Annotated in this window: 7 protein-coding genes; 1 reads left to right on the top strand and 6 read right to left on the bottom strand. The window is 75.2% G+C overall.

Going from position 1 to position 15,621, the window contains the following annotated elements; translation table 11 throughout:
- The 4 genes from ACIP37_RS23750 to ACIP37_RS23765 form a co-directional block, all read right to left on the bottom strand.
- On the bottom strand, positions 1–8,852 hold an 8,852-nt coding region (locus tag ACIP37_RS23750; protein ID WP_400810108.1), incomplete at its 3' end, for an amino acid adenylation domain-containing protein.
- Between the two features lie 164 nt (positions 8,853–9,016).
- Positions 9,017–9,229 carry an MbtH family protein gene (locus ACIP37_RS23755; RefSeq protein ID WP_363585184.1) on the bottom strand — a complete coding sequence of 71 codons (213 nt, stop codon included), beginning with the start codon at positions 9,227–9,229 and terminating at the stop codon, positions 9,017–9,019.
- A gap of 61 nt (positions 9,230–9,290) precedes the next feature.
- A complete protein-coding gene (locus ACIP37_RS23760; protein ID WP_363585182.1) occupies positions 9,291–9,419 on the bottom strand; it encodes a hypothetical protein in 129 nt (42 codons plus the stop codon).
- Between the two features lie 358 nt (positions 9,420–9,777).
- The gene (locus ACIP37_RS23765) at positions 9,778–11,010 is read right to left on the bottom strand and encodes an IS256 family transposase (RefSeq protein ID WP_363585180.1); all 1,233 of its coding nucleotides are present in this window, start codon (positions 11,008–11,010) and stop codon (positions 9,778–9,780) included.
- 337 nt (positions 11,011–11,347) lie between these two features.
- On the opposite strand from ACIP37_RS23765, the gene ACIP37_RS23770 reads away from it, so the two are divergent.
- Complete coding sequence (locus tag ACIP37_RS23770; RefSeq protein ID WP_363623297.1) at positions 11,348–12,331, top strand: helix-turn-helix transcriptional regulator; 984 nt, start codon at positions 11,348–11,350, stop codon at positions 12,329–12,331.
- 60 nt (positions 12,332–12,391) lie between these two features.
- On the opposite strand, the gene ACIP37_RS23775 is transcribed toward ACIP37_RS23770, so the two are convergent.
- Both ACIP37_RS23775 and ACIP37_RS23780 read right to left on the bottom strand, forming a co-directional pair.
- The gene (locus ACIP37_RS23775) at positions 12,392–14,884 is read right to left on the bottom strand and encodes an ABC transporter permease (protein ID WP_400810105.1); all 2,493 of its coding nucleotides are present in this window, start codon (positions 14,882–14,884) and stop codon (positions 12,392–12,394) included.
- 56 nt (positions 14,885–14,940) lie between these two features.
- On the bottom strand, positions 14,941–15,621 hold the full coding sequence (locus ACIP37_RS23780; RefSeq protein ID WP_363585174.1) for an ABC transporter ATP-binding protein: 681 nt from the start codon (positions 15,619–15,621) through the stop codon (positions 14,941–14,943).

Here is a 15,621-nt window from a genome sequence, read left to right on the forward strand (position 1 = left end):
TCGGCGGTGAGGGAGGGGCGGCCGGTGTAGCCGCGGGCGAGTCCGGCGCCGGCGATGTAGAGCTCGCCTGCCACGCCGGCGGGTACGGGCTGTAGCGCGGTGTCGAGGACGTACGTCCGGGTGTTGGCCAGCGGGCGGCCGATCGGCACGACGTTCGGGACCGCCGAGGCGGTCGGCATCGGGAACTGGGTCGCGCACAGTGTCGTCTCGGTCGGCCCGTACAGTGCCCGCACCGCGATGCCCGGGACGGCCTCCAGCACCCGGCGGACGGCCGGGGCGGAGACGACGTCCCCACCGGTCAGCACCTCGCGCACACCGGTGAAGATGCCCGGGTCCTCCTCCGCGATGACGCGGAACAGCCCGGCGGTGACGTGCACGTGGGTGAGCCCGTGCGCCCGGACCAGCTCGCGGATGGCGGAGGCGTCCAGGTCGCCCTGCGGCGCGACGACCACCTGGCCGCCGGAGAGCAGCGGCGCCCACAGTTCGTAGGTCGAGGCGTCGAAGGCGTGCGGGGCGTGGAAGAGCACCCGCAGCCCGTCGGGGTGGTGCCAGCACGGGTCCGTCGCGAGCTGCACCACGTCCCGGTGGGTGATGGCGATGCCCTTGGGCACCCCGGTGGATCCGGAGGTGAACATCACGTACGCGAGCTGCTCCGGGTGGAGCCCGGCGGGCTGGGCGCGCCGCCTGCGCGGGCCGTCGAACCAGCCCTCGGTGAGTGGCAGGACGGGGCAGGGGGCGTCGGCGGCCAGCGGGTCGCCCTGGTGGGCGGGATCGACCAGGACGAGCGCCGCCCGCGTCTCGGCGGTGATCTGCCGCAGCCGCTCGGCCGGGTGCCGGTCGTCCAGCGGGACGTAGGTGCCGCCGGCCTTGGCCACCGCCAGGATCGCCGTCACCAGGTCGGCGGAGCGGTCCATCAGGAGGACCACCGGGGTGTCGGCGCCGACGCCCGACTCGGCGAGGTGGGCGGCCAAGTGTTCTGCCCGGGAGTCGAGTTCGGCGTAGCTGAGCTGTTCGGTGCCGGTGATCAGGGCGGGGGCGTCGGGGGTGGCGGCGGCCTGGGCCTCGAACAGCTGCGGCAGGGTGGCCTCGGGCACCGGTGTCGTCGGTCCGTTCCAGCCGGTGAGCAGGTGCTCGCGTTCGGCGGGGTCGAGGATCTCGATGCTGCCGATCGGGGCGTCGGGGTCGGCGGCGACGGTGCGCAGGACGCGTAGCAGCCGTTCGGCGAGGGCGGTGGCGGTGGCGTGGTCGAAGAGGTCGGCCGCGTACTCGACCGCCACCGACAGGCCCGCCTGGGAGCCCTGTTCGGTGAAGCGGAAGGACAGGTCGAACTTGGCCACGTCCAGCTCGAAGGGGTGGTCCGCGCAGGCCAGGTCGCCGAAGGCGGCGGGCACCGCCGGGTCGCTCTCCAGGGCGACGAGCGACTGGAAGAGGGGATGGCGGGTGGTGCGCGGGGGGTTGAGGTGTTCGACCAGGCGCTCGAAGGGGATGTCCTGGTGGTCGTAGGCGTCGAGGTCGGTGCGGCGGACGCGGTCCAGCAGTTCCCGGAAGGTGGGGTTGCCGGACGTGTCGGTGCGCAGCAGCAGGGTGTTGACGAAGAAGCCGACCAGGTCGTCGAGGGCTTCGTCGGTGCGGCCGGCGACGGGGGTGCCGAGCGGGAGGTCGGTGCCCGCGCCGAGGCGGGTGTAGAGGGTGGCGACGGCGGCTTGCAGGGCCATGAAGAGGCTGGCGTTCTGCGCGCCGGCCAACTCGGCCAGGGCGGTGTGCAGTTCGGCGCCGACCTCGAACTCGGCGGAGCCGCCCCGGTGGCTGGGCGCGGTCGGGCGTGGCCGGTCGTAGGGGAGCGCCAGCTCCTCCGGGAGGCCGGACAACGCCTGCTGCCAGTAGTCGAGTTGCTCGGTGAGCAGGGTGGTGGGTTGTTGCGGGGTGCCGAGGAGTTCGTGCTGCCAGAGGGCGTAGTCGGCGTACTGCACCGGCAGGGGCTCCCACTGCGGCTCGGCGCCGGCCAGCCGGGCCTGGTACGCGGTGGCGAGGTCGTGCAGGAGCGGGGCGACGGACCAGCCGTCGGTGGCGATGTGGTGCATCAGGACGAGCAGGACGTGTTCGTCGTGCGGGAGGGAGAACAGCGTGGCGCGGACGGGCAGGTCGTGGGCGAGGTCGAAGACCTCCCCGCCGGCCTCGGCCAGGGCGGCCCGGAGCGCCTCCTCGGTGGCCACGGGTATGGTCCGAAGGATCGACTCGGGGGCCTCGGCGACCAGTTGGTGCGGCTGGCCGTCGGTGGTCGGGAAGACGGTGCGCAGCACCTCGTGCCGGGCCACCACGTCCCGCAGCGCGCCTTCCAGCGCGGGGCGGTCGAGGGTGCCGGTCAGCCGGAGGGCGACGGGGGTGTTGTAGAGCGCGCTCGGTCCCTCGAACTGCTCGATGAACCACAGGCGTTGCTGCGCGGAGGACAGCGGGACGCGCTCCGGTCGGGTGGCGGGCCGCAGGGACGGGCGGGCCGCGCCGGAGGCGGGCAGGGCGGCGGCCAGGGCGGCCACCGTCGGGTGGTCGAAGAGCGCGCGGATCGGCAGCTCCGTGCCGAGGGCGGTGCGGACGCGGCTGACCAGCTTGGTGGCGAGCAGCGAGTGGCCGCCCAGGTCGAAGAAGCTGTCGTCGATGCCGACCGAGGCCAATCCGAGGACCTCGGCGAAGAGCGCGCAGAGCGCCTGCTCGGTGCCGGTGCGCGGGGCCCGGCCGGCGGCGGCGCCGCTGTAGTCGGGGGCGGGCAGGGCGCGGCGGTCGACTTTGCCGTTGGGGGTGACGGGCAGCGCGTCGAGGGCGACGATCGCGGCGGGCACCATGTAGCCGGGCAGGCGGTCGGTGGCGAAGGCGCGCAGTTCGTCGGGCCGGACGGGGCCCGTGACGTAGGCGACCAGGCGCTTGTCGCCCGGCTGGTCCTGGCGGACCATGGCGACGGCCTGGCCGACGGCCGGGTGGGCGGTGAACGCGGCCTCCACCTCGCCGAGTTCGATCCGGAAGCCGCGCAGCTTGACCTGGTCGTCGGCGCGGCCGACGAACTCCAGTTCGCCCGTGGTGGTCCAGCGCACCACGTCGCCGGTGCGGTACATCCGGCCGCCGGGCTCGCCGAAGGGGCAGGCCACGAAGCGCTCGGCGGTCAGGCCGGCGCGGCCGACGTAGCCCCGGGCCAGCCCGGCGCCCGCGACGTACAGCTCACCGGCGACGCCGACGGGGACCGGGCGCAGTCCGACGTCCAGCGCGTACACCCGGGTGTTGGGCAGTGGCCGCCCGATCGGTACGGCGGCCGGCACCTCGGCGGCGGCGGCCATCGGGTGGCGGGTCGCGAAGGTGGTCGTCTCCGTCGGCCCGTAGCCGTTCACCACCCGCAGGCCGGGGCAGTGCTCCAGCACCCGCCGGATGGCGGCCGGCGAGACGATGTCCCCGCCCGTCCACACCTCGCGCAGCCCGGCGAAGGTCTCCGGGGCCTCGGCGGCCAGCACGTTGAAGAGCCCGACCGTCATCCAGGCGGCGCCGACCCGCCCCCGGCCGATCGCGGTCGCCAGCTCGGCGACGCCGAGCCGCCCGGCCGGGGCGACCACCACGCGGCCGCCCGAGAGCAGCGGCACCCAGAGCTCGTAGGTGGAGGCGTCGAAGGCGACGGGGGAGTGCAGCAGGACGCGCTCGTGGCCGCCGCCCGCGAACGCCCCGCCGAGCGCGAGGTCGACCACGGACCGGTGGGTGACGCCGATGCCCTTGGGCACGCCGGTCGAGCCGGAGGTGTGCATCACGTACGCCAACTGGTCGGCGCTCAAGGGGAGTCCGAGGTTCCCGGCGGTCTCGTAACCCTCGGGGTCGAGTACGTCCGAGGGGTCGAGTACGTCCGAGGGGTCGAGCACGTCCAGCCCGGCCAGCGCGGGGTGCGCCCGGTGGGCGGTGTCGGCCAGAGCCAGCCGGGCCCCGGAGTCCGCGAGGACGGCCCGCAGGCGCTCGGCCGGCTGCGCGCCGTCCAGCGGCACGAAGGCGCCGCCGGCCTTGAGCACGGCCAGGATCGCCACCACCAGGGCGGCCGAGCGCTCCATCAGCAGTGCGACGGGGGTCTCCGGGCGGACCCCGGCCTCGACCAGTCGCACCGCCAACCCGTTGGCCCGTGCGTTGAGTTCGGCGTAGGTCAGCTCGACGTCGCCGGCCGTGAGTGCGACCGCGTCGGGCGCCGCGGCGGCCCGCGCCTCGAACAGCTCGGGCAGCGCGGCGTCCGGCAGCGGCGCGGTGGCGCCGGTCCCGCCGGTCAGCAGCCGTTCGCGCTCCTCCTCGGTCAACACCTGGACGGTGCCGACGAGTTCGGCCGGGTCGGCGACGATCCGGTCGAGCAGGGCGAGGAAGCGGTCCAGCAGGGTGCGCGCCTCGGCGGGGGTGAAGGCGTCGGGCCGGTGGTCCAGGCGCAGTTGGAGGCCGTCGCCCGGGGTGAGGGCCAGCAGCAGCGGGTAGTGCGCGCTGTCGACGTCCTCGACCAGGGTGACGTGGGTGGCGCCGCTCGGGTCGGCCTCGTCCAGGGCGGACGGGTCCGGGTAGTTGCCGTACACCGTGACGGTGTCGAACAGGCTTCCCATTCCGGCGAGTTGCTGGATCTCGGTGAGGCTGAGGTGCTGGTGGTCCAGCAGCGCGGACTGCTCGTGCTGGAGGCGCAGCAGCAGCTGCCCCCAGCTCTCGGCCGGGTCGAGGGTGACGCGCACCGGCACGGTGTTGATGAGCAGGCCCACCATCCGCTCCACGCCCGGCAGGTCGTGCGGCCGGCCGGAGACGGTGGTGCCGAAGAGCACGTCCTCGCGCCCGGTGAGCCGGGCCAGCAGCACGCCCCAGGCGGCCTGGACGAGGGTGTTGAGGGTGACGCCGTAGCGGCGGGCGGTGCGGGCCAGCGCCTCGGTGGCCGCCGGGGTGAGGCCGGTGTGCAGGCGCAGCGGCAGCTGCGGGGCGGCGGCCGAGCGGCCGGGGGCCAGCAGGGTGGGCTCGTCGGCGCCCGCCAGGGCCTGGGCCCAGGCGGCGCGGGCGGCGGCGCCGTCGCGCCGGGTGAGCCAGCGCAGGTACTCGCGGTAGGGGGCGGCCGGGGGCATCGGCTGCTGGAAGTACAGGCCCCACAGCTCCTCGGCGAACAGCGGGGTGGACCAGCCGTCGAGCAGGATGTGGTGCGCGGCGGCGATCAGCTGGTGGCGCCCGGGGGCGAGGGTGAGCAGGGTGTAGCGCAGCAGCGGCGGCCGGGCGAGGTCGAAGCGGCGGCCGTACTCGGCGGCGGCGATCCGCGCGGCCTCGGCCCGCGGGTCGGCGTGCGCCGTCAGGTCGAGGACGGTGAAGGGCAGTTCGACGCCGTCCGGCACGGCCTGCACGGGCGGGCCGTCGGGGCGCTGGTGGAAGCCCGCCTTGAGGTTCGGGTGGCGCAGCAACAGCGCCTCGGCGGCGGCGCGCAGCCGGTCGGCGTCCACCGGGCCGGTGAGGTCGAAGGTGCAGACGGAGGTGTAGACGTCGGCGCCGTCGGCGTCGTACGCCGCGTGGAAGGCCATGCCCTGCTGGAGCGGCGAGGTGGGCCAGACGTCCACCAGGCGGGCGGGGGCGTGGTGTTCGGCGAGCCGGTCCACCTCGGACTGGCCGAGCGTGACGAGCGGGAAGTCGGAGGGGGTGTGTCCGCCCGCGTCCGGCCGGTCGGCGTGCTCGGCGAGCGCGCGCAGCGCGGTGAACCACGCCTCGGCGAGCGCGGCCACGCGCTCCTCGGCGAGCAGCCCGGTGGCGTAGGACCACTGGGCGACCAGCAGCGGGCCCTGCGGGGTGTCGACGGTGGTGGCGTCCAGGCCGAGCACCCGGCCGAGCGCGAGGCCGGTCGCGGCACCCTCGCTCATCGCCTCGGTGCCGGCGAGCACGTCCTCGGCGGTGACGCCCTCCGGCGCGAAGCGGCCCAGGTAGTTGAACTCGACCTGCGGGTCGGCGTACCCCTCCAGCACGGCGGCGGTGGCCGGGTTGAGGTGGCGCAGCAGGCCGTAGCCGATGCCGTTGTCCGGGACGGCGCGCAGCTGCTCCTTGACCCGGCCGAGGGCCCGGCCGAGCCCGGGGCCGGCCGCGGTGACCTCGGACCAGGGCAGCGCCCCGGGGGCGAGCCGGACGGGGTAGAGGGAGGTGAACCAGCCGGCGGTGCGGTGCAGGTCGACACCGTCGACGATCTCCTCGCGGCCGTGGCCCTCCGCGGTCACCAGTACGGCGCCGTCCGGACCGGTGGTCGCCTCGCCGCGCCAGTGGCCGAGGGCGAGCGCCAGCGCGGTGAGCAGCACGTCGTTGACCTGCGCGTGGTAGGCGGCCGTGACCCGGGTCAGCAGCGCCTGGGTGGTCTCGGCGGGCAGCACGAGCCGCAGGACGCCCTCGGTGGCGTAGGTGTCCCGGGCCGGGTCGAGCGGGCGCGCGCCGAGCAGCGGGTCCGGGGTGGCCAGGGCGGCCTCCCAGAGCGGGAGTTCGGCGGCCCGGCGGTCGGTCCCGGCCTCGGCGGTGAGCCGCTGGGCCCAGCGGCGGAAGGAGGTGGGCACCGGCGCCAGCGCCACGGCCCGGCCCTCGCGGACGGCGGCGAGCGCGGCGAGCAGGTCCTCCTCGACGATGCGCCAGGTGACGCCGTCCACCGCCAGGTGGTGGATCACGAGCAGGAGCTGCGGGGGCAGGCCCGGCCCGGCCTCGAACCGGACGGCCTGGAGCATCCGGCCGTCCTCGGGCGAGAGGCGCTCGCGGGCGGCCTCGGTCTCGGCGCGCAGCGCCTCCTCGGTGGCCGGGCCCGCGACGTGCCGCAGCGCGGCCTCGGCGGGGACGGCGCCGGGGGCGGGGACGTGCAGCGTCCAGGGGCGCTCGGCGAGCGGGGAGGTGCGGGCGCGGAAGACGTCGTGGTGGTCGAGCAGCGCCTGGAGGGCCGTGGCCACGTGCTCGGGCCCGCTCCCGGCGGGGAGGGTGAGCAGGGTGGACTGGTAGAAGCTCTCGACGGCGCCGTGCTGCGCGGCCAGCCAGTGCACGATGGGCGTCGGCGGCACCTCGCCGAGGCCGGCCCCGGCGGGTTCGGCGACGACCGGCCCCTCCAGCGGTCGGGCGATCCGGGCCAGTGCCTCGACGGTCGGCGAGAGGAACACCTCGCGGGGGGTGAGCTGCAGCCCGGCGTGCCGGGCCCGGGAGACGAGCCGGATGGCCACGATGGAGTCCCCGCCGAGCTCGAAGAAGGAGTCCGTGACGCCCACCGCGGGCAGGCCCAGCACCTCGGCGAAGAGGCGGGCGAGGGCGTGCTCCAGCTCCCCGGCGGGGGCCCGGCCGCCCTCCTCGGCGGCGGCGAAGACCGGCGCGGGCAGGGCGCGCTTGTCCACCTTGCCGTTGGGCGTGAGCGGCAGCCGGTCGAGCACCACGACGGTGGGCACCATGTGGTCGGGCAGCCGCTCGGCGCAGTACGCGCGCAGCTCGGCCGGGTCGGCGGCGCCGACGGTGTAGCCGACCAGGCGGCGCTCGCCCGGGCGGTCCTCGCGGACCAGCACCACGGCCTGGCGCACCTCGGGGTGGGCGGAGAGGGCCTGCTCGACCTCGCCGAGCTCCACCCGGAAGCCGCGGATCTTCACCTGGTCGTCGGCCCGGCCGACGAAGTCCAGCTGTCCGTCCGGCCGGTGGCTGCCGAGGTCGCCGGTGCGGTACATCCGGTCGCCGGGCTCGCCGAAGGGGCAGGAGACGAAGCGCTCGGCGGTCAGGCCGGGGCGCCCGAGGTAGCCCCGGGCCAGGTGCGGGCCGGAGACGTACAGCTCGCCCACGGTGCCCGGCTCGACCGGGCGCAGCCGCTCGTCCAGTACGTGGATGCGCACGTCCTGGCAGGGGTGGCCGATCGGGGGCTGCTCCTCGCCGGTGAGCGGCTCGCTCATGGTGACGATGACGGTGGTCTCGGTCGGCCCGTAGCTGTTGAGCATCAGGCGGTCGCGGCCGCAGCGGGCGGCCAGTTCGCGCGGGATGGCCTCGCCGCCGCCGATCAGGGTGCGCAGGGAGGGCAGTGGCACGTCCGGCAGGGTGGCCGCCATCGCGGTGGCGATGTCGGCGTGGGTGACGCCGTACTGCTCGATCAGCGCGGCCAGCGGCTCGCCGACCAGCTGGCTCTGCTCGCGGGGGAGCACCAGGGCGGCGCCGGTGGAGAGCGCCACGGCCAGGTCGGAGACGGAGACGTCGAAGCTGAGCGAGGCGGCCTGGAGCACCCGGCTGCCGGGGCCGACCCCGGTGGCGGCGACCTGCGTGTCGATCATGCTGGGCAGCCCGGTGTGGGTGACGGCCACGCCCTTGGGCACTCCGGTGGAGCCGGAGGTGTAGATCACGTACGCGGTGTTCCCGGCGCTCAGCGGCCGTACCCGCTCGGCGGCGGTGAAGGGGGTGCCGGGCCGGGTGGCCAGCTCGGCGAGGTGCCCGGGGGAGTCGAGCAGCAGCCGGGGGGCGCCGGTCTCGGGCAGCTGGGCGGCGGCCTCGGCGGTGGTGAGCACCAGGGCGGCGCGGGAGTCGGTCAGCATGTGGCGCAGCCGCTCGGCGGGGTAGGCCGGGTCGGCAGGCAGCCAGGCGGCGCCGGTCTTGGCCACGGCGAGGATCGCGGCGACGGCCTCGGGGGACTTCGGCAGGGCGAGCGCGACGATGTCCTCGGTGCCCAGGCCGCGGGCCGTGAGCACCCGGGCCAGCCGGTTGGCGCGGGCGTCCAGCTCGGCGTACGTGAGGGTGGTGCCCTCGGCGTACAGGGCGGGGGCCTGCGGGGTGCGGGACGTCTGGGCGTCGACCAGCGCGGTCAGGGTCGGCCGCCGGTCGGCTCTGTGCGTCTGCTGGACCCCGGACATGTGACTCTCTCCCTCGTGCGGCTGGCCCCCGCGGTGGCGGGAACGGCTTGCTCGGCGACCTTCGGGGCGGTCGGCCCGGGCGGTCGATGGAGCGGCGGTGCGGTGGCGTGGTGGCGCGGTTCTGGTGGTTTTGGTGGTGCGGCTTCAGCGCTGGGCTGTCGCGGTCAGTGGCCGGACTGCTGGGCGAGCAGGCTCTTCGGCCGCAGGTCCTGCCAGTGCTGTTCGACGTAGTCGAGGCAGTCCTGCCGGCCGGCGGCGCCGAAGACCTGCTGCCAGCCGTCGGGCACCGGGCTGAAGACCGGCCACAGCGAGTGCTGGCCCTCGTCGTTCACCAGGACGAGGTAGCTGGCGTCGGGGTCCTCGAACGGGTTCGCCATCGTCGGTTTCCTCTTTGTTCGGAGAAATTTCGGGGAGGGGGGAATTACGCCGGAGCGCGGCTCACGGACCCCAGCCGGAGTCGGCGTTGGGCGCCGAGACGGGGGTGGCGGCGGCCAGGGGTGAGTACGGGTCGGCGCTGCTCTGGACGCCCAGTCCGGCGACCAGCAGAACGGCGAGAATCCCGAGCATATGGTGAATGCGAACGGCAAGATTCTTCATCGTTAATTCCTTTTTCCGAGGGGGCGGTCGGCCCTCTTCGCTCGGAAATTCATCCTGCCGAGGCTCAAACGGGGGTGGAAGCTCTGGCCATGATCGGGAACACGCATTGCGGGAACCGGAAGCTCGAACAGATCATGTCAAAAACAGACAGATCTGATCCAAAGAGTGCCTGGCACTGTCAGATCAGTGGTGGGAACAGGTCACTGGCGAGGGTTTCGGTCAACCGCGCCCCCGGCGCGTCGGCGAGGGCGGCCCCGGCCCCCGGAAGCCGCCGAAGCCGCCGCGGGGGCGGGGGTTACGGAGCGTCAGGACAAGGGTTCACGGAGCGTCAGAAGTGGGAGCCCCGGCGCAGTTCCTCGCGGACGGCGGGCCAGTCACCGGTCCACGTCCGCCCCGCCGAGGCGGGTGACTCCAGGGCGATCGTCGCCAGGTAGGCGCGCTTGAGCGCGGCCCGCTCGTCCTGCACCCGGCCCGAGGCCTGCTCGATCCGGCGCAGCCGGGCGTGCAGCCGCTCCAGCGCGCCCCCGCCCGCGAGCAGGCGCCGCGCCTCGGGGCCGAAGCGGAAGCCGGCGGCGAGCAGCGGCCAGGCCGACCGCCACACCCGGAACACCTCGCGGTGGCCCGGACCCCACTCCCGCTCGGCCCGGGACAGCCGCGCCATCGCCGCCCGCTCGGTGGGCGCGGCACAGATCTCGCGCAGCGTCCGTGCGAGCGCACCCCAGTCCTCGCCGGGCGCGTGCCGCAGCGCGGCGGGCAGCAGGTGGGCCATCGAGCCGTGCACCAGGGTGCGCGGCCACCGCGCCGCCACCGCCTCGGCCAGGCCCCCGCCGGTGTCGCCGACCAGCACCCAGACCTCGCGCACCCCGCGCTCGGTGAGCTCGGCCAGCACCTGCGGCCAGTGCTCCCCGTCCGTGGCCGGCCACAGGCCCAGGACCTCGCGCCCGCCGTCGGCGGAGATCCCGAGCGCCAGGTGCACCAGCGGGCCGCCCGAGCGGCCGCTGCGCACCGCGTCGAGGAAGACCACCGGGTAGACGGGGTCGAGCGGGCACCGGCGCCGCTCGTCGAGTTCGTCGAGCACCTGGTCGGTGATGGCGGAGACGGTCTCCCGGCTGAGCTCCACGCCGTACACCTCGGCCAGGTGCGCCACCAGCTCGCCGGAGCTGAGGCCGCGCGCGGTGAGCGAGATGACCAGCCGGTCGAGGCCGGGCAGCCGGCGGGCCCGGGGGCGGACGGCCCGGGGGGTGAAGCTGCCCTGGCGGTCCCGGGGCACCCGCACCTCGACCGGGCCGACCTCGGTGAGCAGCCGTCTGGCCCGGGCGCCGTTGCGGACGTTGGCGCCGGGTTCGGCCCCACGCAGGTGCTCCTGGAGTTCGAGCTCCAGGGCGTGCTCGATCAGCTGCTTGGCGAGCGTCTGGAACAGCCCGCCGTCGCCCAGCAGCCGGATCGCGCCGGAGCCGACCTGCTCGGCGGCGGCCTCCGCCAACTGCCGTACCAGCCGCTGGTCCACCAGCTCGGCCAGGTCCACGGGCGGGACCGCCGGGCCGGGATCAGCTCGCAACAAGGGGTGCCCTCCGTCTGTCGGCCGTTCGTCCGCCGGCCGTCCGCCCCGGCCGCCCTGACGGGGCGACAGTCACGAGACGGCGGCCGTCCGCCTGTCACCGCGGCCGGGTGCGCTCGGGTCCGCCACTGCCGCGGTCGGCTCCCCCGCCTCCGGGCGCGCTCGGCTTCGCCGTCGACCGCTGATTTCCGCGCCACTTGGGCGTACACTCACGGCAGTCAGAGCCCGGGGGGACGGCTTCCGAACGACAGGTGATTTCCATCCTGCCATTTCAGATGCCTTGCGGTGGCCGGTACGGGCATTCGTGAAACCGCAATGCCGAAGCCGGAAGGATGCCCAGATGTGCCTATCCCAGGACAACAGCGCGGGAATGGGGACACCGCAGCTCTGTGACCGGGGGATCGAGTTCTACCGGGTGGCGCTGGCCGAGGGCTGCGCCACCGGAGACGCCCCCGAGTGCCTGCTCGCGATGGGCCTGCTGCGCTCCGTACCCGGCTCCGGCGAGCGGCTGACCCCCGTCCCGCCCGACATCGCGGCCACCGGCCTGACCCGGCCGATCGAACTCGCCGTGCTGGGCCACCAGGAGCGGCTCGCCGAGCTGCGCACCGCCTTCACCGCCGCCGACCGCGCCTACCAGGACGTCATGCGCCGGGCCCAGCTGCCGGTCCGCCTCCTGACGGGCGAGGAGATCAACCCCGCGCTGGAGAAGGCCGTCGCCGCCTGCACCGAGGAACTGCGCACGGCCCAGCCCGGCGGCGGCCGCAGTCCCGAGCACCTCGCGGACGCCCTCCCGCGCGACCTCGCCCTCGCCGGGCGCGGCGTGCGCCAGCGCACCCTCTACCAGCACACCGTGCGCTCGCACGGCCCGACGCTCGCCTACATCGAGCAGGTCACGGCCCAGGGCGCCCGGATACGCACCCTGAACGAGGTGTTCGACCGGGTGATCATCTGCGACCGCTCCACGGCCTTCGTCCCGGCCGCGGCCGACCGCGAGGCCGCCGCGATGCTCATCCAGTTCCCACCGCTGGTCGAGTACCTGCTCAAGATCTACGAGTTGATGTGGGAACGCGCCGAGCCGGTCACCTACCTGGAGGGCCGGCACCGCCCCCAGCTGCTCACCGACCGCACCCGCCAGAACGTCCTGCGCCTGATGGTCAACGGCTACACCGACGAGGCCATCGCCTCCCGCCTCGGCATGAGCACCCGTACGGTCTCCAGCCACATCCAGAAGGCCAGCGAACTCCTCGGCAGCCGCAGCCGCGGCCACCTCGGCTACATCATCGCCCGGGAGGGCGTCCTGGACGAGCCCCTCGACGACCTGTGACCGGCACCGGCACCGGGGGCCGGCGCCGTCGCTCGGCGGGACGGCCCCCGGCGGCCGGTGCTACTCGTAGCGCAGTTCGGCCGGCCGCATCAGGCGCAGGAGCTGCGGCAGGCCGAGCGCGGTCGTGAGAAGGACGGCACCGGCGGCGATCGCGGACATGGCCAGCATGGAGCCCCAGTCGAGGGCGAAGGGCAGGCCCGCCGTGTACTGGAGGACGGCTCCCATCAGCAGGCCGCCGACGGTGGCCAGCAGCATGCCCAGGGCCATCGGGACGAGGGTCTGCCACAGCACCGACAGGCCCAGGATCCGGCGGCGGGTGCCGACGGCGCTCAGCACGCCGAGGATGCGGCGCTGCTCCCGGAAGCGCTCCAGCTGGCCGACCAGCAGGCTGAGGGCGACCAGCAGCAGGGTGACGGCGGAGCCGGCGGTGAGCAGGCGTTTGACGGCGAGGTAGGTCGGGTCGACGGCGCGGTCGAGCGGGGACCCGGCGAGGCCCTGCGGGTCGATCGCCATGACGTCGGTGGTGAGTTGCTCCTTCGGGTCCGGCAGCCCGGGGGCCATCGCGACCAGGACGGTCGCGGGCTGGCCGCGCAGTGCGGCGGCCGGGGCGGCGCCCGGGGTGAGAAGCAGCAGGCCGGAGCCGAGCCGCCCGTTGGGGTCGGCGCCCTCGACGGGCTCGACGGTGGCCGTCACGGCGGGCAGCGGCCAGGACGGCGGCTCGCCGTCACCGCGGAAGAAGGCGGCGTGGACGGTCGTGCCGGGCTTGGTTGCGGCGGCGGCGTCCGTGCCGGTGTTCGTGCCGGCACTCGCGCCGACGTCCGTGCCGACGTCCGTACCGCCGCTCGTGCCGGTGTTCGTTCCGGCGTCCGGTCGGGTGGTCCGGCCCTGGACGACGAAGGCGTCACCGTCCTTGCAGTCGGGCAGGGTGGCGAAGCCGCGCAGCACGGCGCAGCCGGCGATTCGGACGGCGGGCAGGTCCCAGAGCTTGGCGGTGGGGGTCTCCAGGGCGAACTCGGTGTAGGCGGCGGTGGCCCGCACCCCGGGGGAGTGCGCCAGCGAGTCGGCGAGCCGGTCGGCCTGCGGGCCGCCGCCGGGGAAGGACACCGACTGCTGGTACGGCCCGACCGCGGCGCGGGGGCCGGGGCGGTCCTCGTAGCTCGCGCTGACACCGAGGAAGAGCGTCTGCAGGGCGATCGCCCCGGCGACGGCGACGACCACGCCGCTGACCGCGGCCGAGGCGGGGCCCGAGCTCAACTGGAGCCTTCGGATGGCGAGTTGCCAGGACACGCCGCCGCCGGAGCGCCGGGTGGCGGCCTCCACCAGCCAGGGCAGCAGGGTGCAGACGCCCACCAGCATCAGCAGCACGCCGAACGCGACCAGAAGCGAACCACGGGTGTCCTGAACGGAGTTGAAGACGGCGGTGCGCCCCATCCCGGACGGGTTGTACTGCGTGGGCAGTGCCAGCGCGAGCGCCGTCAGGGCGAGGCCGGCCAGCGGCAGCGCCAGCCGCCATCCGATCCGGCGCCGGCCGGGGCCGGAGCGGCGGACCACGCCGAGCGGGTCGACGGTGACCCGGCGCATCGCGAGCAGGGTCACGCCGACGCCGAGGAGCGGCACGACCACGGCGATCGCGGCGGCGATGGCGGGGTGCGGCGCGATGTCCTCGGGGTAGAAGCTGAAGCCCGCGAGCCGCAGGTGGCCGGTCAGCCGCCGGCCGAGCAGGAACAGCGCCGCGCCCGCGACCAGGCCCAGCACCGCGCCGACCAGGGACTCCCCGGCGGCGAGCCGGGCGGTCATCCGGCGGTCCGCGCCGACCAGGCGCAGCGCGGCGAGCCTGCGGTCGCGCCGTTCGCCGCCGAAGCGGGCGGCGGCGGCGAGGAAGACGCCGACCGGGGCGAGCATCACGGTCAGGCCGACCGCGTTGAGCAGGATCAGCCGGGGGTCCATCGGCTTGGGCGGCGAGAAGTGGCCGTACGAGGTGATGCGGGCGGCTCCGGCGTCCCGCGAGAGCCGGTCGCTGCCGAGCAGGTAGCCGGCCTGGCCGGGGCCGAGCAGGCCGTCCGGGCCGATGCCGCCGACCACCGGGTAGGGGAGGCGGTCGCGCAGCAGCTGGTTGGCCGGGTCCTTCAGGAGCTCGGCCAGGGCGGGCGAGACGACCATCCGCCCCGGCGGCGGGTACGCGGCCACTCCGGGCGGGAGCGCCGCGTCCGGGCCCTCGGGCTGGACGACCCGTCCGCGGATCGCGGTGCCCCGGAAGGTGGTGTCGGCGGTGGCGATGAGGACCGTCCGGTCGCCGGGCGTGGGCAGGTCCTCGTCGCGGAAGGTGTCGTTCTGCACGTACAGGCGCTCGTTGCGGTGCTGGACGATGCCGGGGAAGGAGGCGGTGAACAGCAGCAGTGCCACCCCCAGGCCGACGCCGCAGGCGGTGAGCAGCAGGCGCCCCCAGCCGTCCCGTCCGTTGGTGAGGGCCAGGCGCACGCCGAGGCCGAGCTGGTCCAGGAACGGCGAGCGCACCCGGTCGGCGGCGGGGTCGCTCGTGGCGGGGCTGCTCACGCTGGGGCTACTGGTGTCGGGGCTGCTCACGCCGGGGCCGCTCACGCCGGTGCTGCTCATATCGCGCCCGCCAGGTCGCGGGTGCGGCCGTCGCGGACGACGATCTCGCGGTCGGCGTAGGCGGCGACCCTGACCTCGTGGGTGACCAGGACGACGGCGGCGCCGCTCTCCCGGGCGGCCTGGGTGAGCAGCTTCATCACCCGCTCGCCGTTGAGGGAGTCGAGCGCGCCGGTCGGCTCGTCGGCGAAGACCGCCTTGGGCCCGGTGATCAGGGCCCGGGCGGCGCCGACCCGCTGCCCCTGGCCGCCGGAGACCTCGCCGGGGCGCTTGGCGGCCACGTCGTCGACCTCCAGGCGCTCCAGCCATTCGCGGGCCCGGGCCTCGGCGGCCCGGCGGCGCAGTCCGTTGAGGCGCAGCGGGAGCGCGACGTTCTCCAGGCAGGAGAGTTCCGGGACGAGCTGGCCGAACTGGAACAGGAAGCCGAACTCGGTGCGCCGCAGGGCGCTCAGCTCGGCGTCGGAACAGGCGGTGAGGTCGCGATCCCGGTAGCGGAGGCGGCCGCTGTCGGGTCGGGTGATCCCGGCGAGGCAGTGCAGCAGGGTGGACTTGCCGGAGCCCGACGGGCCCATCACGGCGACGAGTTCGCCGGCCGCGACGGTGAGCGAGGCCCCGCCGAGCGCCGGGGTGAGCCCGAAGTTCTTGTGCAGGTCGTGGGCGGCGAGCAGGGGTTCGGACAT

It is taken from the genome of Kitasatospora sp. NPDC088861 (assembly GCF_044750105.1).
GTDB lineage: Bacteria > Actinomycetota > Actinomycetes > Streptomycetales > Streptomycetaceae > Kitasatospora.